This window comes from Streptococcus sp. 3109 (assembly GCF_013276905.1).
Classification (GTDB): domain Bacteria; phylum Bacillota; class Bacilli; order Lactobacillales; family Streptococcaceae; genus Streptococcus.
Genome location: NZ_VMLY01000004.1, coordinates 81,841 through 105,456, shown reverse-complemented (window position 1 = coordinate 105,456; position 23,616 = coordinate 81,841). Strand labels below are relative to the sequence as shown.

General features: G+C 35.8%; 20 protein-coding genes. 9 read left to right on the top strand and 11 right to left on the bottom strand.

Annotated elements, in window-relative coordinates:
• Positions 1–32: 32 nt before the first annotated feature.
• The 5 genes from HT698_RS02820 to rsmH all read right to left on the bottom strand — a co-directional run bounded on the left by HT698_RS02820 (position 33) and on the right by rsmH (position 7,199).
• The gene (locus HT698_RS02820) at positions 33–2,138 is read right to left on the bottom strand and encodes an ATP-dependent Clp protease ATP-binding subunit (RefSeq protein WP_173218002.1); all 2,106 of its coding nucleotides are present in this window, start codon (positions 2,136–2,138) and stop codon (positions 33–35) included.
• Positions 2,139–2,681: 543 nt separating this feature from the next.
• Positions 2,682–3,662 (bottom strand): phospho-N-acetylmuramoyl-pentapeptide-transferase, encoded by a 981-nt coding sequence (mraY, locus tag HT698_RS02815; protein ID WP_173218004.1) that lies wholly within the window; start codon positions 3,660–3,662, stop codon positions 2,682–2,684.
• Position 3,663: 1 nt separating this feature from the next.
• Positions 3,664–5,916, bottom strand: coding sequence for a penicillin-binding protein PBP2X (gene pbp2X, locus HT698_RS02810; protein ID WP_173218006.1), 2,253 nt, complete (start codon positions 5,914–5,916; stop codon positions 3,664–3,666).
• 3 nt (positions 5,917–5,919) lie between these two features.
• On the bottom strand, positions 5,920–6,237 hold the full coding sequence (ftsL, locus tag HT698_RS02805; protein ID WP_000840840.1) for a cell division protein FtsL: 318 nt from the start codon (positions 6,235–6,237) through the stop codon (positions 5,920–5,922).
• Between the two features lie 11 nt (positions 6,238–6,248).
• The gene (gene rsmH, locus HT698_RS02800; protein ID WP_050105838.1) at positions 6,249–7,199 is read right to left on the bottom strand and encodes a 16S rRNA (cytosine(1402)-N(4))-methyltransferase RsmH; all 951 of its coding nucleotides are present in this window, start codon (positions 7,197–7,199) and stop codon (positions 6,249–6,251) included.
• A 165-nt stretch (positions 7,200–7,364) separates the two neighbouring features.
• On the opposite strand from rsmH, the gene HT698_RS02795 reads away from it, so the two are divergent.
• From HT698_RS02795 to HT698_RS02770, 6 genes are read left to right on the top strand one after another with little or no spacing between them, the layout of a single operon-like run.
• The gene (locus HT698_RS02795) at positions 7,365–7,559 is read left to right on the top strand and encodes a helix-turn-helix transcriptional regulator (protein ID WP_001082472.1); all 195 of its coding nucleotides are present in this window, start codon (positions 7,365–7,367) and stop codon (positions 7,557–7,559) included.
• Between the two features lie 15 nt (positions 7,560–7,574).
• A complete protein-coding gene (locus HT698_RS02790; RefSeq protein ID WP_173218008.1) occupies positions 7,575–8,117 on the top strand; it encodes a DUF3278 domain-containing protein in 543 nt (180 codons plus the stop codon).
• A gap of 9 nt (positions 8,118–8,126) precedes the next feature.
• Positions 8,127–8,369, top strand: a complete 243-nt coding sequence (locus HT698_RS02785; protein WP_000711739.1) for a hypothetical protein — start codon at positions 8,127–8,129, stop codon at positions 8,367–8,369.
• 10 nt (positions 8,370–8,379) lie between these two features.
• Positions 8,380–8,703: a hypothetical protein gene (locus HT698_RS02780; protein ID WP_050203691.1), complete on the top strand. Its 324-nt coding sequence runs from the start codon at positions 8,380–8,382 to the stop codon at positions 8,701–8,703.
• Positions 8,704–8,729: 26 nt separating this feature from the next.
• Positions 8,730–9,308, top strand: coding sequence for a DUF3278 domain-containing protein (locus HT698_RS02775; RefSeq protein ID WP_173218010.1), 579 nt, complete (start codon positions 8,730–8,732; stop codon positions 9,306–9,308).
• Positions 9,305–9,781: a glutathione peroxidase gene (locus HT698_RS02770; protein ID WP_173218012.1), complete on the top strand. Its 477-nt coding sequence runs from the start codon at positions 9,305–9,307 to the stop codon at positions 9,779–9,781. The genes HT698_RS02775 and HT698_RS02770 overlap by 4 nt, the downstream gene beginning before the upstream one ends.
• A 344-nt stretch (positions 9,782–10,125) precedes the next feature.
• Here the strand turns inward: HT698_RS02770 and HT698_RS02765 are convergent, their stop codons facing one another.
• From HT698_RS02765 to HT698_RS02740, 6 genes are all read right to left on the bottom strand, one after another.
• Positions 10,126–11,598, bottom strand: a complete 1,473-nt coding sequence (locus HT698_RS02765) for a peptide MFS transporter (RefSeq protein WP_173218014.1) — start codon at positions 11,596–11,598, stop codon at positions 10,126–10,128.
• Positions 11,599–12,099: 501 nt separating this feature from the next.
• A complete protein-coding gene (locus HT698_RS02760) occupies positions 12,100–14,313 on the bottom strand; it encodes a TIM-barrel domain-containing protein (protein WP_173218016.1) in 2,214 nt (737 codons plus the stop codon).
• A complete protein-coding gene (locus HT698_RS02755; protein WP_173218017.1) occupies positions 14,310–14,954 on the bottom strand; it encodes a YesL family protein in 645 nt (214 codons plus the stop codon). Before HT698_RS02755 ends, HT698_RS02760 begins: the two co-directional genes overlap by 4 nt.
• A gap of 205 nt (positions 14,955–15,159) precedes the next feature.
• Positions 15,160–16,725, bottom strand: a complete 1,566-nt coding sequence (locus tag HT698_RS02750) for an extracellular solute-binding protein (RefSeq protein ID WP_173218019.1) — start codon at positions 16,723–16,725, stop codon at positions 15,160–15,162.
• Positions 16,726–16,734: 9 nt separating this feature from the next.
• Positions 16,735–17,631, bottom strand: coding sequence for a carbohydrate ABC transporter permease (locus HT698_RS02745; RefSeq protein WP_000870790.1), 897 nt, complete (start codon positions 17,629–17,631; stop codon positions 16,735–16,737).
• A gap of 17 nt (positions 17,632–17,648) precedes the next feature.
• Entirely contained in the window at positions 17,649–18,566 is a 918-nt protein-coding gene (locus tag HT698_RS02740; RefSeq protein ID WP_000861540.1) for an ABC transporter permease subunit, read from the bottom strand.
• A gap of 202 nt (positions 18,567–18,768) precedes the next feature.
• Here HT698_RS02740 and HT698_RS02735 point away from each other — a divergent pair, with 202 nt between their 5' ends.
• The 3 genes from HT698_RS02735 to HT698_RS02725 all read left to right on the top strand — a co-directional run bounded on the left by HT698_RS02735 (position 18,769) and on the right by HT698_RS02725 (position 23,566).
• Complete coding sequence (locus HT698_RS02735; RefSeq protein WP_173218022.1) at positions 18,769–20,439, top strand: histidine kinase; 1,671 nt, start codon at positions 18,769–18,771, stop codon at positions 20,437–20,439.
• Complete coding sequence (locus HT698_RS02730; RefSeq protein ID WP_173218024.1) at positions 20,420–21,958, top strand: helix-turn-helix domain-containing protein; 1,539 nt, start codon at positions 20,420–20,422, stop codon at positions 21,956–21,958. The genes HT698_RS02735 and HT698_RS02730 overlap by 20 nt, the downstream gene beginning before the upstream one ends.
• Before the next feature lie 396 nt (positions 21,959–22,354).
• A complete protein-coding gene (locus HT698_RS02725) occupies positions 22,355–23,566 on the top strand; it encodes an ATP-binding protein (RefSeq protein WP_173218026.1) in 1,212 nt (403 codons plus the stop codon).
• Positions 23,567–23,616 lie beyond the last annotated feature (50 nt).

Here is a 23,616-nt window from a genome sequence, read left to right as displayed (position 1 = left end):
GTTCCTTCTTTTTTTATTCTCAAAATCTCTAGTTAAGCTTTCTCACTAATAACCAAACCACCATCTTCCATATCTGCTTCTAGGTGTTTGGCATCTAGGTGATCCAAATGGAAGTCTGTCACCTTATCACGAATTTCTTGTTCAACCACGCGACGGAGAGGACGAACACCCATGACTTCATCGTAACCTTCTTCTGTGATATAGTCCTTAGCTGCTTGACTGACTACCAAATCAATCTCTTTCTTGGCCAAGGTTTGGTTGACTTCAGCTAACATCAAATCCACAATCTTAGAAAGGTCTTCCTTGGTCAAGTGTGAGAACTCGATAACTGCATTAAAGCGGTTTAGGAACTCTGGACGGAAGAATGGTTTCAAACGGTCCATCAATTTTGGTTTGTCCGCATCTTCCGTCAAGTTGGCTTCATAGCCAAAACCAGCATTTGATGTTGCGATAATGACAGTGTTCTTGAAGTTTACTGTATTTCCTTGACCATCTGTCAAACGACCATCATCTAGAACTTGGAGGAGAAGGGTAATGACTTGAGGATCAGCCTTTTCAATTTCATCCAAGAGAATGATAGAGTATGGATTGCGGCGAACACGTTCTGTCAAGGTATTGCTATTATCATCATAACCCACATATCCTGCTGTTGTACCAATTAACTTAGAAACAGCTGTGCGGTCACTGTATTCAGACATATCCAAACGGATGATTGCGTCCTTAGTTCCAAACATATCAAGCGCCAATTGTTTAGCAAGTTCTGTCTTACCAACTCCAGTTGGACCTACAAAGAGGAAGCTACCAATTGGGCGATTGCCTTCATCAAAACCAGCACGGTTACGACGGATAGCACGAGCAACAGCTTCTACGGCTTTATCTTGACCAATCACCTTGTCTTGCAGACGATGAGCCATATCTTTCAAACGCTCGATGTCTGATGCTCCCATTTGTGACACTGGAATACCGGTCATTCGTTCTACAGATTCAGCCACATCGTTGACACTTGCAGTCACTTTCATATCTTCTGTGTGGTTTTCGATTTTCTTTTCCAATTCTGCGATACGTGTTTTATAGTTTAGAGCTGCTTCAAAATCTTCTGCCTCAACAGCTTTTTCTTGCTTGTCTTTTTCTACCTCAATTTCACGTTCAACAGCATGAACATCTGTTACTGGATGCTGAGCTGCCAAGTGAGCTGCCGTTACATCGACAAGGTCGATAGCCTTATCGGGCAAACTACGTTGAGGAATATACTGAACAGAATAATCCACCGCTGCTTTCAAGACTTCGTCTGGCAAGATGACATTGTGGTGTTGTTGATAAAGGTCACGAATTCCTTGAAGGATTTTAAAGGTATCCTCTGCTGAAGGAGCATTTACTTTCACTTCGTTGAAACGACGAGCAAGAGCTGCATTCTTCAAGATGGTGTTACGGTATTCGTCTTGAGTTGTTGCCCCAATCACTGTCAATTCACCACGAGAGAGGGCTGGCTTGAGAATGTCTGCAAGTCCCTTAGATCCACTATCTCCACCAGTGCTACCAGCACCGAGAATTTGGTGAATTTCATCAAAGAAGAGGATAATATTCCCTGCTTCTTTCACTTCATTGACTAAATTTTGAACGTTTTCTTCAAAACTACCACGGTATTGAGTCCCAGCCTCAAGACCTGAAATATCAATGGAAATAATTTCCTTATTCTTAATAGCAGCTGGAACATCGCCGTTCACAATTGCTTGAGCAAGACCTTCGACAACAGCTGTCTTACCAACACCTGCATCTCCGACCAGAACAGGATTGTTCTTGGTACGACGTGAGAGGATCTCAGATGTTTCTTGAATTTCCTTGTTTCGTCCGATAACAGGATCCAGCTTGCCCTCGCGAGCTTCTGCTGTCAAGTTTCGCCCTAGTTTAGCAAGGACACCATCTTGTTTCATACCTGAAGCCTGTTGTGGCATTTTGCCATCAACTTCTACATTTCCTGGTAATTGACCAGTTGCACGATAGTGAGCAAATTCCTCAGGTGTGACTTCACGTCCATTAATCAAGTAACGACGATTTTCAGAACTGTATCCGCGCATACCACCCATCAATTGGTTAAATAAATCATCCATGTTGTTAAAATTATTAAAGTTGTTGTTCATATTCTTTACCTCTTTTTGTTATTTATTATTACTGATATTGACTATCTTTGACCTTTGTTTTAAAAAATTTAGACTAGCTAAATCGCTACTCTAGGTACTATTTCTGGTTTTTCTTTTTCAAGCAGGAGTAGACTATCTTTACTTCTAAAGATTTCTAGATGAAACATAGACCCACCTCTTTCTTTTTTACTTTAAATAAGCGTTCTAGTAAGGCTTTCATTTACCTTACGTTCATAATATACTACATTAGTCAGAAAAGGTCAAGGATTTTGACTTTGACTGACCAATATTTTTTATACTCTTCAAAAACCTCTTCAAACCACGTCAGCTCTATCTGCAACCTCAAAACCGTGTTTTGAGCAGCCTAAAGCTAGCTTCCTAGTTTGTTCTTGATTTTCATTGAGTATAAGTGTTCACGTAAGGTTTTCATTTACCTTACGTTCATAATATACTACATTAGTCAGAAAAGGTCAAGGATTTTGACTTTAATTGACCAATATTTTTTAAAAAGCAAAAACACCCTGAAAAATCAGGGTGCCGTTCTTACATCAAATATAAAATTGCTAGTGTCAGGAGACTTGCTAGAAGTCCCACTCCCCAAAAGAAGAAGTCAACCTTCCACTCGCTCCAAGGATTTCCTTTACCAGACAATCCTCCAAGCTCAAAATGGTGATGGACAGGTGTCATACGAAAAATACGTTTGCCACCAGTCATTTTGAAATAACTGACTTGCATCATAACTGAACTTGTTTCAAAGACATAAACAATTCCAATAATCAAGAGAGTCCATTCTTGGTGGAGGGCCATAGAGATTGCTGCCAACATCCCACCGAGAGCCAAACTTCCTACATCCCCCATAAAGACCTTAGCAGGCTTATGGTTAAAGACGAAGAAACCGAGCAAACCACCAATCATGGCAAGAATCACTAGAAGAATATCCATCTGACCTTGCACATAGGCAATAACGCCATAGGCAGACAAACTAATCACAACGGAAATACTAGCCAGACCGTCAATACCATCTGTCAAGTTGACTGCATTTGAAAAACCGACTAGCCAGAAAAGAGCGAAGAAAATATAGAAAATCCCTAGATGCACTTGGTAACCAAATACTGAAAGCATATCGCCCCCACGCTCATAGAAAAGATAGAAGATAACTCCGCCTAGAAGCTGAAGAGCCAATTTTTGCTTGGGATTCAGCCCCTCATTGATTTTACGAAAGACCTTAAGGAAGTCATCTAAAAATCCGACCAAGCCATACAAGACCAAGATAAACAAAATCATTCCTACATTATTGCTGAATTGGCTACTAAATAGGGCAAAAAAGAAAGCAACCAAAACAGAAGTAATTAAGAAAACCAAACCTCCCATTGTAGGAGTCCCAGCTTTTGCTTGGTGCTGTTTAACATCCTCATGCATCTGTTGGCCTGTAATTTGCGCCTTTCTATAAAATTGGATAAAGGCCGGAATTCCTACTAAAGTTAGTAAAAATGTCACAATTCCAGCACTAATAGAAATAAACATATTAGTCTCCTAAAGTTAATTTAATTTTTTTAATGTTTTTGATAGCTGTATTAGTCCGAACATCTTGCTTCTGAACAACGGAACCTGAACCTTCAAATTCCAGTTCAATATCCAACCATTTAGCAAAGGTCTCGGCAGTCTCTTTTTTCCAGCCATACATGTCTGGAATTTCTTCTACCTTATCCGATAAAAGGAGAACTTGTTGGTTTGGTGCAAGATTGGTCCCTTCTTCTACAGAAGTCTCTTTAATCTTTGTTCCAGTACCTACAACGATTGGTTGCACAATATTTCGGCGTAAGGCTTCCGCCAACTCACCAGGTGAAATATCCTTGATGCTAGGCATTGCATAAGAAGATTCTGTCGTAACTTTATCTAAATTTTTGGCTGGAGATTGAAGATTGAGAGATTCTTTCATAGCTGAAGCCCGCTCCAAGATTGGGGTGGCAAATTCTCCCAACTGGATACCTGAATAATGCTCAGGCTGTTGAACCGTTACATACAAGATAAAATCAGGATTTTCAGCAGGATTCATAGTCACAGCTGAGAAAATATAATTGGTAGAACCAACCAAGTATCCTCCATTTTTCTCATCAGCGATTTGAGCCGTACCGGATTTAACTGCTACATTTTGTCCAGGAACTGTTATAATTGGCTTTCCTGTGTAGTGATTATACATAGTTCCATATAGAGGGTCCGTCCCAACTAAGATCATGTGATTTCGAGTTGTGCTTGCTGCCTCTTTGGAAACAGGATTTCCTACTATTTCTTTTTGTGACTTACGTACAGACTGATTGTTAGTATCATAAATAGCACTTATAAATTTTGGCTCCAGCATAACTCCATCATTAGCAATAGCTGTAAAGGCACGAAGCATTTGTGTTTGTGTCACTGAAATTCCTTGCCCAAATGAGCTTTGAGCAATACTAACAATATTATCAGCTGGAAGTTGACCAGCGTATTCATCTGTCAAGCCAAAGCGAGTTGGAACCCCAAATTTAAAGCGTTTTAGATAATCCAACCAAGTAGCATCTCCCATTTTTTGTTCAAGTAGACTCATTCCAACATTACTGGAGTGAGCGAAACCTTGTAAGAAAGTCATCATCCCACCAGTAGTCAAACCCTCATTAACATCCCAATCTCGAGTCGTCGCATCCGCTATTTTGAATTCACTGCTATTGAAGTATTCTCCACTTGGGAAGGTATTATTATCAATAGAAGAAGCTAACGTCATAACCTTCATGGCTGATCCTGGTTCATAGTTACTTTGATAAAGAATATCACGCCAAACAAAGTCCTTGGTAAGTCCTTCCTTAGTATCGGCATCAAAGGTTGGTCTCTGCGTCGTTGCAAGAATTTCCCCCGTTTTAGCACTAACCAAAGTCGCGGTCATATACTTACCTTTTACTTTTTCTAGAAAGGCATCCATCTGAGTTTCCATGAAAGATTGGAGCGGACTAGACAATGTTGTATAAACATCCTTGCCATCCACCGTCTGTTGGGAAACTTGTTCTGTTCCAGGTACAATATTACCCAGACGATCCTTTTCATAGGTAATAATACCATCTTTCCCTGCAAGAATACTGTTCAAGGAACTCTCCATCCCAGAGGTTCCCAGCAAGCTCTTGCTGCCATCTTCATTTTCATGGAGCTGAGCTAGTCCGATAAAACTAGAAGCAAATTGTCCGTTTGGGTAACTACGATTGGGACTGGTTGTAAAATCAATCCCCTTGACCTCTGCAGTTTCCAACTCTTTTTTGATAGACATCATATTGGCATAGGTAATCCCATTGCCCTTTGCTCCAAAGGAAACTTGCTTGAGATTAGGTTGCGAGAGTTGCTCTCTTACATAGGATTCTTCCATGTCCAGATACTTATGAAAGACCTCTGCAACCTTGTTAAATTGTGTTTTTTCTACGTAAAGAATCTTACCCGTTGCTGACTTATAGTTCTCATCAATAACCGCATAGACATTATAGGAGGTTGCATCCTCAGCAATTGGGACTCCATTTCGGTCATAAATAGTCCCACGTTTGGCAGGAACTATACGGGTGGTTTGATGAACCTTCTTAGCTTCCTTCGCTAAATCTGTTCCAAAGCGAGTGCCCGTCCCAATAATGACTGCAAAATTGACTAAAAAAACGGCAAAAACAAAGACAGATAATAAACTCAGACTTTTTCCAACTCTGCGTCTGTTTTCAGCCGGCGATTTCCGATTTTTCGTCGCATAACGGATTACTCTTTTTGTCCACTTCATATCTTACTCCGCTATTCGAATATTTTCATTGTTTAATTGCAAATCGTGTGAATTGGCAATCTCTTTCAAACGTTCTGCACGTAATAGTTCATTGACCTCTTGCTTGGCATCGTCCAATTCGGTCTTCTTTTCCTCTATCTGCGCATTGATTTTTGTCAAATCATTCTGCACTTGCAAGAGCTTGGTCTGCATAAAAATAATACTAATGGCTACAATAAGAGTGGTTACAGCAATGGAAAAGTAAAAAGCTTTTTCCACACGCGAAAACCGTTTAAGTTGCATCTGTAGTATTTGACCTGTTTTTTCCATTCTTTCTGCCATCTTTTTCCCTCTTACTTGTGAATTTTTCTGGCCACGCGCAACTTGGCTGAGTGCGAGCGGTTATTGGCTTCTAATTCTTCTGCACTTGGCAAGATTGGCTTACGGGACACCAATTCCATCTTAGGCTTGAGATCATCTGGGATGAAGGGCAAACCTTTGGGAACTTCAACCGTTGAAGCTTCCTTGAACAATTGCTTGGTCAAGCGGTCTTCTAAGGAATGAAAGGTAATCACTGAAATTCTACCATCCAGAGCCAACATATCCATAGCCTGCTGGACGGACTCATCTGCCGCTCCCAGTTCATCATTGACTTCAATTCGAATAGCCTGGAAAATCTGCTTGGCAGGATGGCCCTTCTTCTTGAGCTCCTTGGCAGGTTTGGCCGACTTGATAATTTCTGCCAGCTCAGTCGTTGTCTCGATTGGCTTGACTTCCCGAGTTTGTTCAATCTTACGCGCAATCTGTTTAGAGAATTTGTCCTCTCCATACTTGAAGAAAATACGAACCAAGTCATGATAGTCATAACTGTTAACCACTTCATAGGCTGTCAGACTAGCATCCTGATTCATGCGCATGTCCAGTGGCGCATCCTTTTTATAAGAAAAACCACGCTCACGCTGGTCCAATTGAGGACTAGACACTCCCAAGTCATAACAAATTCCATCAATTTCCTGAACACCAGCTTCGCGCAAACGTGCCTGTAAATGACGGAAATTATCCTTGATAAAGGTCACCATTCCCTTTTCAATGTAAGGTGCCAAGCGTTTTTGCGCATTGTCAATGGCATTCTGGTCCTGGTCAAAGGCATAGAGATGACCTTTTTCACTTAATTTACTTAATAAATACTCGCTATGGCCTGCTCCACCCAAAGTCGCATCAACGTAGATACCGTCGGGCTTTACGTCAAGCATATCAATCGTTTCGTGGAGTAAGACCGTTACATGATGAAATTCTTTTGTCATATCTTATCTATTTTACCACAAATCCGACCAGCTTGCACTAGTCAGACAAATCGGACAAGGAGACTACTATTTCTTCAAAAAATATGTCAAAAATACTTGACACTTCATATTTAAAAGACTATAATATAGTCAAATATATACGACACAAATCAGAAAGGAGACCAGATGAATCGTGTGAAAGAATTTCGCAAGGAATTGGGTATTTCCCAGCTAGAGCTAGCCAAGGATATCGGTGTCTCGAGACAGACCATCAATATGATTGAGAACGACAAGTACAATCCAACCCTGGAACTCTGTCTCAATCTCGCCCGCAGCCTCCAAACTGACCTCAACAGTCTCTTTTGGGAGGAAGATTTTTAAAAAAGGAGCAAACTCATGAAAAAAGAAACCTTCACGGAAAAACTGATCAAACGCATTTATGGCATTTCAGGACCACTTGATGAACACAAACGACGCGAGGCTGATCGTATCGGCAATCAAGTCTTTATCATCCTCTTTTATCTGATGACATTTGGAAATCTCATCCCCTTTGTCCTCGCTTATAAATACCCGCAAATTATCGCTATCGGCTATCCTATTGTGGTATTCGGCATTTCGATGATTTCTGCTCTCTATGTGCTCTCCCAAACCAAAAAAACAGGGATTACAGCTATTGATCCAGATATGCTGAGTGAGAAAGAAAGTAAGCAACTACATTACCCTGGTCTGAAAGCTGGAATAGTCTATGGATTAATGAGTTTTTTTACAACCCCTCTTCTCCATATACTGCTAGGTGAGAGTCAGGACTATCTTCAGTCACTTCTCGCTTTTAAAAATATTTTTTCAAGTATTCTCCAGTCTTTCTTCTTCGGAGTGATTATACAAATTATCATCTCCCGTCGCATTGCAAAAACTAAGAAAGATCCGGATGAGGATTAGGAGGAAACTATGAAAAAAGAAAAGAAACAGTTACGTTATCCTGGTCTGAAAGCAGGTTCGATTTATGGAACAGTGATATTTTTTATAATTCCACTCATTGATACCCTAACAAGTGAAAATCCAAATTTTATCAGTTCTCTTCTAAATACAAAACATATTTTTAAAACTATACTGGGAGCTTTCTTTTTCGGAGTGATGATACATATTGTCGACTCACTTCGTATTGCAAGAGCTAAAAAAGACCAGGATTAAGAGGTGCCCTATGAAATCATTACTAACTTTACTTACCTATCATCTTTTGTTCAGTTCTCTGCTCATCTTCATCATCGTTTCAGGGAACTTAATCAGAGAGATATTCCTCGTGCTAGTCTTTGTTCCAGCCCTTAACAAAGGACTGACTTATCTAAAGATTGACTCCCAAAAAACACGCATACTCAACTTAGCACTATGCTTTATGATTCTATCTTTACCACAACTGATGCTCATCTCAAGCGATTGGAAATATTATTTACTGCTGACTATCGCTAGCCTTTCTTCTATCACTTATCTTTATTATCTCTATCAATTCGTAAAAGAAAATCAGTAAAACTGCTCATTTAGGAGGTTACTAGTATGAAAAAAGATGACTTAACCACTCGCTTACTTCGAAATCTCTTTCACATCCAAGGCCCTTTTGATGAATGCAGACAAGAGATTATCTACAAAGCTTGTGCCCGTTCTATGGTTCAAATCGTTTATTCTTCCTTCTTCCTCTTCTTGTTTTATCTGTTATTTGGACGCTTCATAGAGGCCGTTCGCTATGCCATGCCCTACCTTTACTCTGGACTCATTTTTTTCATTACTTTAAAAACTCAAAGAGCCGTCAAAGAACTCCATCTTGAAAAAGATGACAAGTCAGAAATCATCCTCAAAACCTACAGCAAAGCCCAAATCAAATTTCGAAGCTGGGTTGTGTTTATCGGTCTTCAGATTGGCTTCTTTACCCTACTCATCTTTCATAAAGTCTTCGTTCAGCAGATGTCCTTTTCAGATTTTGTGAAGCTCCTCATGCAATTTGATAAAAGTGGTCCTTTCCTAATGTATGGCCTGATTATCGGTAGCATTTTCGGAACCCTGACCTACGGCTTTCTATCCCTACAGGAGGAGAAAACTCCTAAAAATACCAAACAGAAGGAGAAAAGCAAGCAATGACTTCACTTTATGATTTTTCCGTTTTAGACCAAAACAACCAATCAACTCCCTTGGAGAGCTATCGTGAGAAAGTTCTCTTGGTTGTCAATACTGCTACTGGATGTGGTTTAACGCCCCAGTACCAAGGACTTCAAGAACTCTATGATCGCTATCAAGAACAAGGTTTTGAGATTTTAGACTTCCCTTGCAATCAGTTTATGGGACAAGCACCAGGTAGCGCAGAGGAAATCAACGCCTTCTGTAGCCTACACTATCAAACCACTTTCCCACGTTTTGCCAAGATCAAGGTCAACGGTAAGGAGGCAGATCCCCTCTATGTTTGGTTGAAAGACCAGAAATCTGGCCCACTAGGAAAACGAATTGAATGGAATTTCGCTAAATTTCTCATCGGTCGTGATGGGCAAGTCTTTGAACGCTTCTCTTCAAAAACAGACCCAAAACAAATTGAAGAGGCAATACAAAAACTACTATAATTCACAATCTCACTATGATTAGGTTTCTTTAGCCTAAGAATAGTGAGATTTTTTGATTGGCTTTGACTTATACTCTTCGAAAATCTCTTCAAACCGCGTCAACGTTGCCTTGCCATATATATTTCGTCAGTTTCATCTACAANNTGCGGCTAGTTTCCTAGTTTGATTTTTGATTTTCATTGAGTATTAAATAGAAAAGTGGACAAATGTCTACTAGGAATATCATAAACATCGTGAGTTTTAATCAAACTAAAAGGACTTAGCCCTGTACAATACAGAACTAAATCCTTTGAATAAATAATTGATCTAACTTTTAGAATCCCTACAGAAATTCCAGTTTTTCTCTATTTGATACCAGACATTAGTTTTTCAATACGTGGAACGTAGAAGAGTAAGATAATACTGAATACAATCGTAATTCCTCCAACAATTCCATAGTAAGCAACTTCAGTTTCGCTTGTATAAAATTTTACAATTTGAGCATTGATAGCTTGGGCAGCAGCATCGCTCAAGAACCAGATAGACATCATTTGTGCTTGAAAGGACTTTGGTGCTAGCTTATTAGTGACTGATAGACCAATCGGCGAAATCAACATTTCACCCACAATCACAATAGCCCAACTCATAATCAACCAGAAAGGACTGACCTTAGCATCTGTCCCAAAGAACATCCCTGGTAACATCATCCACAAGAAAGATAAACCTGCCGCAAATAAACCGTAAGCAAATTTCTTAGAAGAGGACGGTTGCTTTTTACCCATTTTCCCCCACAACCACGCAAAAATTGGCACATAAATCATAATGAAAAGTGGATTGATACTTTGGAAAAAGCTAGATGGGAAATGAATCTGATTCCCAAATACATTAATGTAAAGTCGAGTTTGATCATCCGCAAATAGAGCGAGAACAACAGAACCCTGCTCCTCAATCGACCAGAAGAGTACTCCAGCGATAAATAGAGGAATGTAGGCAAATACTCGGGATCTCTCAGTAGCAGTTATTTTCTGACTAGATAAAATCTTAAAGAAATAGTAGATTGGAATGATTACCGCAATCACTGTAAAGATATTAACAATCATATCCACGTTAAACTGGTGAATTAAGACTAAGCCTATAACCACGAGAATAACTATGACAAGTGTAATCAGCAAGCGTTTAATCAAGGTCTGCTGGTCCTTCTGTGAAAGTGGATCAGTAGGGTAAAGACTTGATTCAGGCAGGTATTTCTTCCCATCTAAAACATACTTCACCAGACCAAAGAACATCCCAACGGCAGCTAATGAGAAACCTAGATGGAAATTGACTTCCTGACCTAGATAACCCACTAGATAAGGGGCAACGAAGGCACCTAAGTTAATACCAAAGACAAAGATACTAAAACCTGCATCCCGTCTATCATCCTCTTTCTCATAAATTCCCCCAACCATATCTGAGATATTGGGTTTTAAAAATCCAGTTCCTAAGATAATCAAGGCAATAGAAAGATAGAGAGCCACTTGTCCAAAAGGTGTTGCCAAAGCAATATGCCCTAGCATAATCAGAATCCCACCGTAAAAGACGGTCTTACGGCTTCCTAAAATACGGTCACTGACAAAACCACCGATAACCGCGGACAAAAATACCAGCGAGCCATAAATCGCCATAATCGATGCAGCCGTGGTCTTATCCATCCCCAACCCACCATCTTGCACACTATAGTACATATAGTAAAGTAGGATAGCTCGCATCCCATAGTAAGAAAAGCGCTCCCACATCTCTGTGAAGAAGAGGGTGGACAAACCAATAGGATGTCCAAAAAATGTTTTCTGTTTTTCCATATATATTCTCCTTTAACGATATAATAATTCATTTTACAGAATTTTCAAATAAATGTCAAACAAATCCTGTTTGTTTTAGAAAATTTTTTGAAAAAATCTAACGTCTCATACTTAATTCCACCATAAAAATCCATTTCAGACTAACTTCCACTTCGGTCAGGCAAGTGGAAGTTACTTTGAAAAATCACCTCTAAAAATTTGCTCTTATTTAGTTGAAAAATGTTTTAAACCTTGAAATATATTTATCCTTTTCTCTTCAATAAACAAAAAATCCCTATGACAAACTTGTAATTACTAAAATACAAGTCATACTCAATGAAAATCAAAGAGCAAACTAGGAAACTAGCCGCAGGCTGTACTTGAGTACGGCAAGGCGACGTTGACGTGGTTTGAATTTGATTTTCGAAGAGTATCAATAAGCATAGAGATGTAAAACTATTACACATTAAAAAATAAATAATTAGTAATTAAAGAATAGAAATTGTGTACGAAATGTCTCAATTAGTTTTCGCTAGTAAATATCATTTCCAACAAACGCCCTCTCAATTCCTTATCCTGATGATGCAAGATATTCATTAACTCATGAGAATTTTTGGCATTAATGAATTGATTTAACAATCTATCTTTTAATTCATATGGAAGAGAGGCCGTCTTTAGTAGTCTAAAAACTTCATCATTTAAAGATATTGTTTTATTATCTTTCCATTCAAATCTAGCTGTATCATTCTTATTTGGCAATTCAATCATAGACACATTCGTTCCTTTAAAATGAATTCTATGTTTTCTATTGCTTGGAACGATACTAGAATCTCCTTGTAATGCCAACTCTACCATTCCCATTTCCCAATCGATTGATAATCTTGTTTTATATCTTTGACCATTTTGATCTTCAATCATTTCAAAAGAATGTTGCTTGCCTGGGAATACATACCAATCTACAACTTCAGGTAAATCAACACCCATATCTATCTCAGAACCAACCAAGGGAATGATTGCACCACTTTTTGCGAACACAGGTATCGTCGAAATATCTCTATAAACACTCAACTTCACACCACCTGTATATTTTTTCTCTGAAAAGAAGTCATACCATTCACCTTCAGGGAACCATACATCCACTTTTGCAGATTGGAATGCCAAATCCATCTTTTCTACAATGGGAGCCACCATCAGTTCTGTTCCAAAAAAGTATTGATTTGGAACATTATAACTCTCATCATTCTCTGGGTAGAAATAATACATTGGGCTGATTAAAGGGGTACCTTCCTCGTGTGTCTTTACATTCATGGTATATAGATATGGAATCATCTGATGTCTCAAACGAAGGTATTTCTTCATAATCTTAGATGTTGTTTCTGAAAAAAACCAAGGTTCTTTACTATTAAAGGGACTTCTTGAACTATGTAAGCGAGTAATCGGACTAAAAACACCAAACTGTAGCCATCTAGTTTGTAGCTCTTCGTCATAATCCCCCAGCATGTGCCCACCAATATCATGGCTCCACCAACTATAACCGATATTTGATGCTGTCGCTGTAAAATAAGGTTGAAATCTTAAGGAATTCCAACTAATAATAGTATCCCCTGAAAAACCAACAGGGTAGCGATGACTACCAGGACCTGCATACCTTGATAAAATTAAGCCACCTTCTGCATTTTTACAACTATCCTGATAGTGATAATGGTTTAAAAGCCACAGTGGATCCAACATACCTTGAGTCCCTTGTTGCCAGTCAATCCACCAAAAATCTACTCCCTGCTTTTCTAGCTCATAATGAACATCTTTAAAGTAAGCTTCCCTAAAAGAAGGATTAAAAAAATCAAAAATGGCAGGTTCTTCTAGTTCTACATTTAACCCTAATCGTTTGGCAACTCGAGGATAAGCTTCTTCATAAGCCCGTATACCATCAGCAGGATGGACATTTAAGGAGAGTTTTAACTTTCTATCATGAAGTTGTTGCAATAACTGTTCTGGATTAGGTATTAAGTTTTTATTCCAACTATATCCTGTCCAGCCACTTCCAAAACGAGCTGGAATGTCAGTTATATGCCAATCCATATCTAAAACACCGATAGATAATGGAATGTTCTCTGTTTCAAATCTGTCTATTAAATTCAAGTATTCATCCGACGTATAAGGCCAATATCTACTCCACCAATTGCCTAAAGCATATCGTGGCAACAAGGGTGTCGAACCAGTCAAATGGTAAAAGTCTCTGATTGCTCCTCTATAATCATGCCCATAGGCAAAGAAATAGAGGTCAATTTGATTTTCTCTCTCAATATAACCAGACTGTTCATCCCAAATAAATCCTTTAGAATCATCCAATAAGGCTATACCATTTCGGCTAATAATTCCATCTTCTAACGAGATTGCTCCATCTGCCTCATCCAGAGTCCGAGCTGTTCCTTTTAATGTTTCAATAGATTCACCAAAATACCAGCGACTACCATATACGGCAAAATTTCCTTTTAATTCTATAAATAGATTTTCGGCGTTAAATTCTCCTTTATTAAAGTGCAGATGAAAATAGTCCGTCATAATATCTAGTACATTTGATGTCTCGATATAATCTAACGAAACTTGACCAAAATCTCTATTATAGATAAGTTGTGTCGTTCTATCCTCAAAACTTCCAGTTTGAGAGTATTCTAACCTTACTAACTTGTCTGTTAATACAGAGATTCGATAAAACTCTCCCTTAAAAATTTTCAATTTGGTTTCCTCCTTTTAGTAAATTTCTTTACCTTATCAAACATTTTATTTGTTATCGTTACATTCATCAATCCGCAAAAAGCAAATCCCCCAAATGTAAATACGTAAATAGCTGTTAAAACTCGTTCTGGACTACTAAAACTCATATACAGTACAGAAATATTAAATAAAACCAACATGATAGCTTGTATTGGATTTAAAATACAAATTAATACGCTATTTACAATACTATTTTTTAGATTATCTTTAAATAGACCAATATAGGGAAAAACAACACTCATAAAAAGTATTATAACAAATAAAAAGGGCAACACTAACAATAAACTATACTCTGAAAGTAAACTTGAATAGCCCCAAAGACAATAGTTCACATATAAAAGTAATTCTATTAGGAGGATAAACAACCAAATAAAAGTTGATTGTTTAAAATTTTGTCTAAAGATCCGAAAATAATGATAAGCAATATCGGTATCTTTACCTTTTAAAATACGATACCACATTGTCGTAAGAGAAGTTAGTGATGCCCCAATTGTAACTATTGGAATACAACTAACAATAAATAGAGTATTTAAAATAATTAAATCTGTCAAAAAAGTTAAAATTCTAACCACTTTTCCATCTAATGAAAATAATTTTTGCATAATAGATATCTCCATAAAATCAATCGTCTTAACTCTATATTTTAGAATGTCAGTTGCACAAAAATATTACCTAAATTATTTAAAAAACATTTCCAAATTTCTTTAAAAATTAGAATAAAGGAAGCGAGATAATTTGATGTTATCAGTCTCGCTTCCTATAATTAGCTAGTCCCTTGTTCATACAACCAAGAGTTCATATAAAATATTACTCTTTTACTTCTTTTTGGTAACGATTATATGCTTCCTGTTGAATCTTCATAAATTCGTCCAATCCCATATTCTTAAGAGTTTCTTTGTATGAGTCCCATTCTTTTTCTATGCCACCTTCAACTACCCATTTAGATGCTTGTTGTTTGACATAAGATTCAATACTCACATAGATTGATGATAATTTGTTAAGTTCTTCTTGTGAATAAATCACATTAGGGTAAGCTGGCAACGCAAATTGTTTCAAATCTTGGTCCATCTTCAATTTCAATCCATCACCTTGTGTTTGATCGATTTCTACGCGACTATTGATATCATCGCTTACGTATTTAGGACCAAAATCTCGAAGTGAATTAATCCATGCCCATTCATCAGCTGATTTACCATCTTTAGGAGGTAACACTTTAAACTTATCACCATTCTTTTCAGTAGCTATTCCAAATGATCCATAGAAATTCTGAATACTTGCTTCATCTGTATATAATTTATCCAACCATTTCAATAATTTAGCAGGGTTTTTGCTCTTATTTGTAATCAAAATTTCATTTCGACCATAGTTGTAATGATCTGGATCAGAAAAGACATATTGTTTACCATCCATACCTTTTAAAGCAGGTAGAGCAATATATTCACTTGAATGTAAGCCAAACGTTGCATCTGCTGTCCAACCACTAGAAACACCTACTCTAGATACTCCCTTATCCATACGTTTCGCAACACTCATAGAGGTATCTTCTGTAAAGATTTCCGGATCAATCAAACCTTTTTTATAAGATTCGTGCATTGCTGCAATCCCTTGTTTATAACTTTCTTCTGTACGAAGGTAGACTGGTTTCCCATCTTTTACAGACATTTCATATGTATTATCTGCCCCTAAACGATTATTGAACGGAAGAATATATGAGAATGTTGGATCAAAGTTTCCTGCTCCGAATGGAATTTCATCAGAAGCGTCTCCATTTCCGTTCGCATCTTTATCCTTAAATTCTTGTAGTACTTTTACTAAATCATCATACGTTTCTGGAACCTTTAATCCTAAATTATCCAGCCACTTTTTATTAATAAATAGCTGATTAGCTACAGTAGGACGCATCGGTAATTTTTTAGGTAGACTGTAGATATGACCATCTGGTGCAGTAATCATAGCTTTAATCTTAGGTTCTTTCTCCATAGCCTTAGTTAAATTAGGCATGTTTTCCTTGATTAAATCTTCCAATGGAATAAACAAAGATTGGTTCTGAGCAATTTCTGAATCTGTAAATGCATTTGAACCCAAAAATGCATCTGGTAAATCTCCGCTAGCAACCAAAACAGATTTCTTATCTGCCCAATCTGCGGCTACAAGTGTATCCCATTTAACATCAATACCTGCTTCCTTGGCAGAATCTGTTAGAAAACCTTTATGATAATCTTCTCCCCAGTCAGACCAACGAACAGTTGTGATTTTATAAGAATCTTCTCCAGACTTATCGTCCTTATTCGCATTATTGGAATTTGCACAGGCTGTTAAGCCAGCAAGTGTAACTGTTCCTAAGAACAAATATGTAAATGATTTATTTTTCATGTTTTTCTCCTATTCTTTCAAGGCGCCAATCATTACGCCTTGATTAAAATATTTTTGAACAAAGGGATACAACAACATAATCGGAGCAGTTGAAATAACAATTGCTGCATATTTCATCATATCGGCTTTGATACGAAGATCTGATGCAACTTCTCCTGTTGCTTGCGATTGTAACATTTGATTACTAATTAGTAAACGTCGTAAAATTAATTGCAATGGTTGTAAATTTTCATTCGTTAAATAAATTAAAGCATTAAACCACGAATTCCAAATACCAACTGCAGTCCAAAGTCCAATAACTGCTATAATAGCTTTTGATAAAGGAACGACTATCTTAATAAAATAACGAATTGTACCACATCCATCAATTTGCGCAGCCTCCCACATCCCGTCTGGAATACTATTATTAAAGAAAGTTCTAGCAACAATAATATTGTATGATGAAACCGCAAAAGGTATTACCATTACCCAAAATGTATCAATCAAGCCTACATTCTTTACTGTTAAGTAGGTAGGAATCAAGCCACCTGATACGAACATAGGGATTATGTATAGAATACTCATCCACTTTCTACCAACTAATTCTTTTCTAGATAAAGCATAACCAGCTGGAATATTGACTACTAAAGCAACCAAGGTACCAACAACAGTATATAAAATTGTATTTAGATAGCTACGCAAAAATAAAGGTTGTTGAATAAGACGTAAATATCCATCTAATTTCCATTCTCTTGGAATAAACCATACCTTCCCGTTTGCAACATCTGAAGGATTACTAAAAGATGCAATCACTACAAACCATAACGGATAAACAATTAACAGGATAAGGAAAATTGCTAAACCATAGGTAACTATATCAAATAATAATTCAGAGTTTGTTTTTCTTGATTTATGAAACCATTTCACCTTGAGCACTCCTTCCTTTAAAAAAGACCCGTTCTAGTATATCTTTTTGAGAACCAGTTAACAGATAACAAAATTATTAGATTAACTACCGTGTTAAATAACCCTATAGCTGTCGAATAACTATACTGAAAGTTCACCATACCAACTTTATAAACATAGGTCGAAATTATCTCACTTCCTGCTAAATTAAGAGGATTCTGTAGTAGTAACACTTTCTCAAACCCTACACTTAATAAACTACCTGCTCTTAATATTAATAAAATCATAGCAGTCGGCAAAAGCAATGGTAATTCTATATGCCGAATTTTTTGTAACCTAGAGGCACCATCCATAGTTGCAGCCTCATAATATGTAGGATCAATTGCAGAAAGCGCCGCCAGATAAATAATACTATCCCAACCAATATGTTGCCATACATCACTCCAAACATAAACACCTGCAAAATGACTAGGTTTTGATAAAAAATCTGGAATAGTGATTCCAACAGACTTAAATACATTCGCTAACAAACCACTAGTAGGAGATAAAAATAAGATAATCATCCCACACATAACCATTGTAGAGATAAAATGAGGTAAGTAAGTTGTCACTTGAAATATTTTTCTAAATTTCCCAACTCTTAACTGATTACTAATGATAGCTAGTATAATAGGTAAGGGGAATCCTACTACAATACTATAAAGTGAAATTTTTAATGTATTGAACATAGTTGTCCCGAATTGGAATGATGAGAAAAATTGAGTAAAGTACTTAAATCCTACCCACTGACTAGCAAAGATACCATTGGCTGGTGAATAGTCTTTAAATGCAATAATTAGTCCCAACATGGGAATATAGGAAAATAAAATCAATAGCAATATTGAAGGAAAAAGTAATATATATAACGGAATACTATGCTTTAATTTTATTTTATGAAGTTGAGATGCTACTTTCATGTTTTTCCTCCTATTTGATTTTCTACGATTATTTTACACCATATAGAATTCCCTTAATAGAACTTTTTGGACTAGGTTTATCAATTTTTCAGTTTTTTAATTTTAAAAACTATTACTTTTCCGACATCTTGATAAAACATATCTGTTTTGTTACATGATATCGTATTTTCAAAGTGCTATAATTTTAAGAGGAGAATAGTATATGAAATTAAATCACGACTTATCAAAAAAACATTCCATTCATTTTTTCTTTAAACTCCTACTTGTACTACTATTGATAAATATTTTAATCAATATTGCTATGAGTAACATAACCAGAAATTTTATTAAAAACCAAAATATAGTACACTTACGTAGTTCAATTGAAATTTATGCTGATTCTGTTAATGAGAAATTACATTCTGTAGAACGCTTTATGTACTCAACAATAACGCATAATGAATCTTTAGAGAACTTAAATCATGTACAAACGTTTCTTGAGTATCAAGAAAATCTTAAAAAAGTTCAAACTAGCTTTGCAGAGTTTGAATATCAAAATGAAACTCATATGACATTCTTATTAGAAACCGATAGTACTGATTATTTTATAAATGTCTCCAATCTTTATATTCCATATGAAGATTATCTACTGTTAAAATCAAATCTAAAATCATTGCGTAGTGATATAAGTGACCGTAAATGGAAAAATGTAACTACTAAAAACAGCGAATACTTAGTTAAATCTGTTCATTACGAAGGAAAAATCATTTATGCCGTCATATCTTCAGAAGATATCCTAAAACCTCTCAAAAAACTCAATATTGGAAATAATGGTAAACTTTCCCTAAAAGAGCCTAACAATATACCCTCCGAAAACTACCTGATTCATGCTCAAAATGAAAAAACGCATTTACCTTTCGATATTTATGTTTTAGTCGATTATGTCGAAGTCTTTAGAAATATCACACTCTTAGAAGTATTTTTATCAGCTGTTCCTATCATTATCACCATTTTATCAATCATCATTATCCTGTATATTCGTCAATGGATGATTAAACCAATAACAAGACTCACTGAACGGCTCTCTCAACTTGGGGGCTCCATCCCCCCTTCTGAATTTTTTATATCTGAAGGTATACTAGAAATTGATAAGGCAAATGATAAACTTAATAAAGTAATATTTGACATGCAAGAATTAAAAATACGAGAATACCATTCACAACTAGAACTTAAGAAGATTGAGCTTAATTATCTTAAGAACCAAATTCGTCCGCATTTCTACTTAAATATGTTATCAATGATTCATAGTATGCTTCAAACAAAAAACTATAAAGAAATTGAAGAGTTAACTATCCTAACTTCAAATTATCTCCGTCATTTATTTATGGCTAATCAAGATTTTTCAGAACTTAAAGATGAAGTTCAGCATATTAAAGATTATTTAGAAATACAACAAATTCGATATGGAAATAGCATCTACTTTTCACTAAACTACAATGATGACCTACAAAATACTCTTATCCCATCATTACTTTTACAAACATTTATTGAAAACACAATCAAACACGGTTTTTCATTTCAGGATTTATTTACAATTTTGCTATCGATAAAAAAAGTAAAAACTGAGAACTCAGATTATATTCAGATTTGTATCGAGGATAATGGTCCAGGTTTCTCTGAAGAAATTTTATCAAAACTAAATCAGAAACAGTCTCTAATAACAGAAGATGGACATCATATTGGGATCACAAACACCATCGAACGTTTAAATCTTCTCTATCCTAATGACTATAGTATTGCATTTGAAAATAATGAAGAAGGTGGGGCTAAAATTCTTTTACTTATTCCATACAAGATTATAGACGGAGGTTATAATGAACATCTTATTAGTTGATGACGATCGTTTTATCATTGAAGCTTTACGAGAGAAAATAAATTGGGCTAAACTACACATTGACACTGTTTATGTTGCCTATAGCCTCACTCAAGCTCAAAATATTATTAGAGAGAATCCTATTGATCTCATGATAAGCGATATAGAAATGCCTCAAGGTAGTGGCCTCGAACTCTTATCTTGGATTAGAAATGAAAAATATGATATAAAAACAATTTTTTTAACCAATTACGCCGACTTCAACTATGCTCAAAAAGCAATTGAATTACAAAGCTTCGAATACTATCTAAAACCCATTAACTTTGAAAAATTAGAATTTATTATTCAAAAAGCCATTAGTAAAATTGAGAATCATAACTCAAACGGGAAAAATGATGCACTTTTACAAATAGAAGATAATTTCTGGTATGATTACCTTAGAAAACCTCAAATTTCTCGCATTGATGAGCTAGAAAACATAGCAAGCAAACAAGGTTTTATTCTTAAAAAACACCAATATTTTTTCCTTGCAGTTTTAACAATCAATCTTAATGAAGAAGATTATTCTGCAGAAACTCCATCATGGACTTCTCAACTAAAAAGAGAACTTCAAAGAATTTCACAACCTTCTTATAAGCTGATAAGTTTGTTCAAGATGGAAAGCCAGGTTGATCAATATGTTTGTCTCTTTAGAGTAGACTCATCCAAACGTAGTGACAAATTGGCATATGAAATTCATTCTCAAATTTCTAATAATTTTAGTAAATACTCAAACATTATATATAAAAGCTGCCACAAACTATCCGATATTTTATTTCATACCAAAGAACTCTACACTTATAATGAACAATATGTTTCTTATTGGAATACTATTACATGTGTTCCACATAGTTTTCCAACTTCCTTTAAAACAGAAACTCTTTCAATTACTTTTTTAGATAGCTTAAGTGAATACGAATTAAGAGAAAAAATTAATTCACTTGCCTATAATTCTCAAATTCCTACTTTCACACTACAGCAAATTTTACTAGATTGGATTCAACAAATAGGAATATATCTAGATCAAAATGGAATCTCGGCACATAAATTATTCCAAAACAGCACTCATGATTTCTTATTCCAACGACGCTTTCATTCAATTGAATCTTTTCAGGATTACTTTGATTATTACTGGTCGCATGCTAAGAAATTTGCAACAAACATTGAAAACCAGAAAAATAGTATTCAACGCATTGTCGAATACATAGATCATCACTACTATGAAGATATAAATCGTTCTATATTAGCAGATATGGTTTATCTCAGCGCAGATCATTTGGCTAGAATTTTTAAAAAAGAAACTGGAGAAACTCTTGTTAAATATATAACGGATAAGCGCATTAATGCTGCTAAATCTCTCCTATCTCAAACAGATATCTCGATATCACAAGTATCCTGTCAAGTAGGGTATGATAATTATTCTTACTTTACTAAAATTTTTAAACAAAGGACTGGACTTTCTCCTGGAGATTACCGTAAAACTTATCAAAACAAAATGTAAGCAATCTAAATCATTGAAATGATAAGTAAAATTCAAGGTCTGTAGTAATTTTTGAAATTCTACAGTTTTTCCAAAGATAGCCCCATAAACTTATTTGAAATTGCTAATAAGGTAACTTCTTAAAAAGTCAGTTTGAGAAAAACAGCCCGTAAATATTTCTAGGATGAAACGTATACTATCAAGCTTTTACACGCCTGATAGTATGCGCTTTTTATTTGAATACTTGCTACAAAACCTCACAAGATTTACTATCATGCCATACCAAAATGGACTATTTTTTAATTGCAGAAAAACACTATTTCTAAATACTTAGAAATAATCAAACGAATTAAATATTATTTATAAATATTTGAAAATAATCTTTATTTGTATTATACTATCTTTGAGGTATCTATTATGAACTATATTAAAAGACCACATTATTTAGACTTTTTAAGAAGACATCGTGACCGACAAATCATTAAGGTTGTGAGTGGAGTTAGACGAGCTGGTAAATCTGTTCTCTTTCAACTCTATAAAGAAGAGTTACTAGCAACTGGGGTAGACGAGGATCAAATCATATCCATCAATTTTGAGGATCTGAGTTACTATGACCTCCGACATTTTCAAACATTATACGCTTATATAAAAGATCAATTAGTTAGCGAGAAAACATACTATATCTTTTTAGATGAAATTCAACATGTTGAGAAATTTGAACTGGTAGCAGATAGTCTATTCATCCTACCAAATGTTGACCTCTATTTGACTGGATCAAACGCCTACTTTATGAGCAGCCAATTAGCAACAAACTTGACTGGTCGGTATGTTGAGATAGAGGTCCTTCCTTTGTCATTTGAAGAATACCTATCAGGTCAATCTCTCTCAGAGAATCTGAATACAACAGAAATTTTTAACAATTATCTCTTTAGTGCTTTCCCTTACTTATTGCAAACATCATCTTACGCTGAAAAAATTGACTATCTCAGAGGAATATATAACTCAATACTGTTAAATGATATTGTCACTAGATTGGGAAATCCAAATCCTACTATTATTGAGCGCATTGTCCGAACCCTTCTCAGTAGTACAGGTAGCTTAATATCAACAAATAAGATTCGCAATACCTTGGTCAGCCAAAATGTTTCAATATCCCATAATACTTTAGAAAATTATTTGACAACTTTGACAGATAGTTTACTTTTTTATTCTGTTCCACGTTTTGATGTAAAAGGCAGAGCATTATTGCAACGCTTAGAAAAATATTATCCCGTTGATTTAGGTTTACGACATCTCTTATTACCAGACCACAAGGAAGACATTGGGCATATCTTGGAAAATATTGTATATTTGGAATTAAGACGTAGATATTCACAAGTATATGTTGGTAATTTAGATAAGTATGAGGTTGATTTTGTTGTTGTAACTGATCTTGGCCACTACGCTTATTATCAAGTCAGTGAAACAACACTTGCTCCAGAAACACTAGAAAAAGAACTTAGACCACTAGAAGCCATTAAAGATCAATTCCCAAAATATCTATTAACAATGGATACGATTCAGCCAACAGCAAATTACAATGGAATTGAAAAGAAAAATATCATAGATTGGTTACTAGAAAAATACTGAACCTATAAATTGATACACAAGAAAAACACTCCTGTCAAAATCTAGTGAAA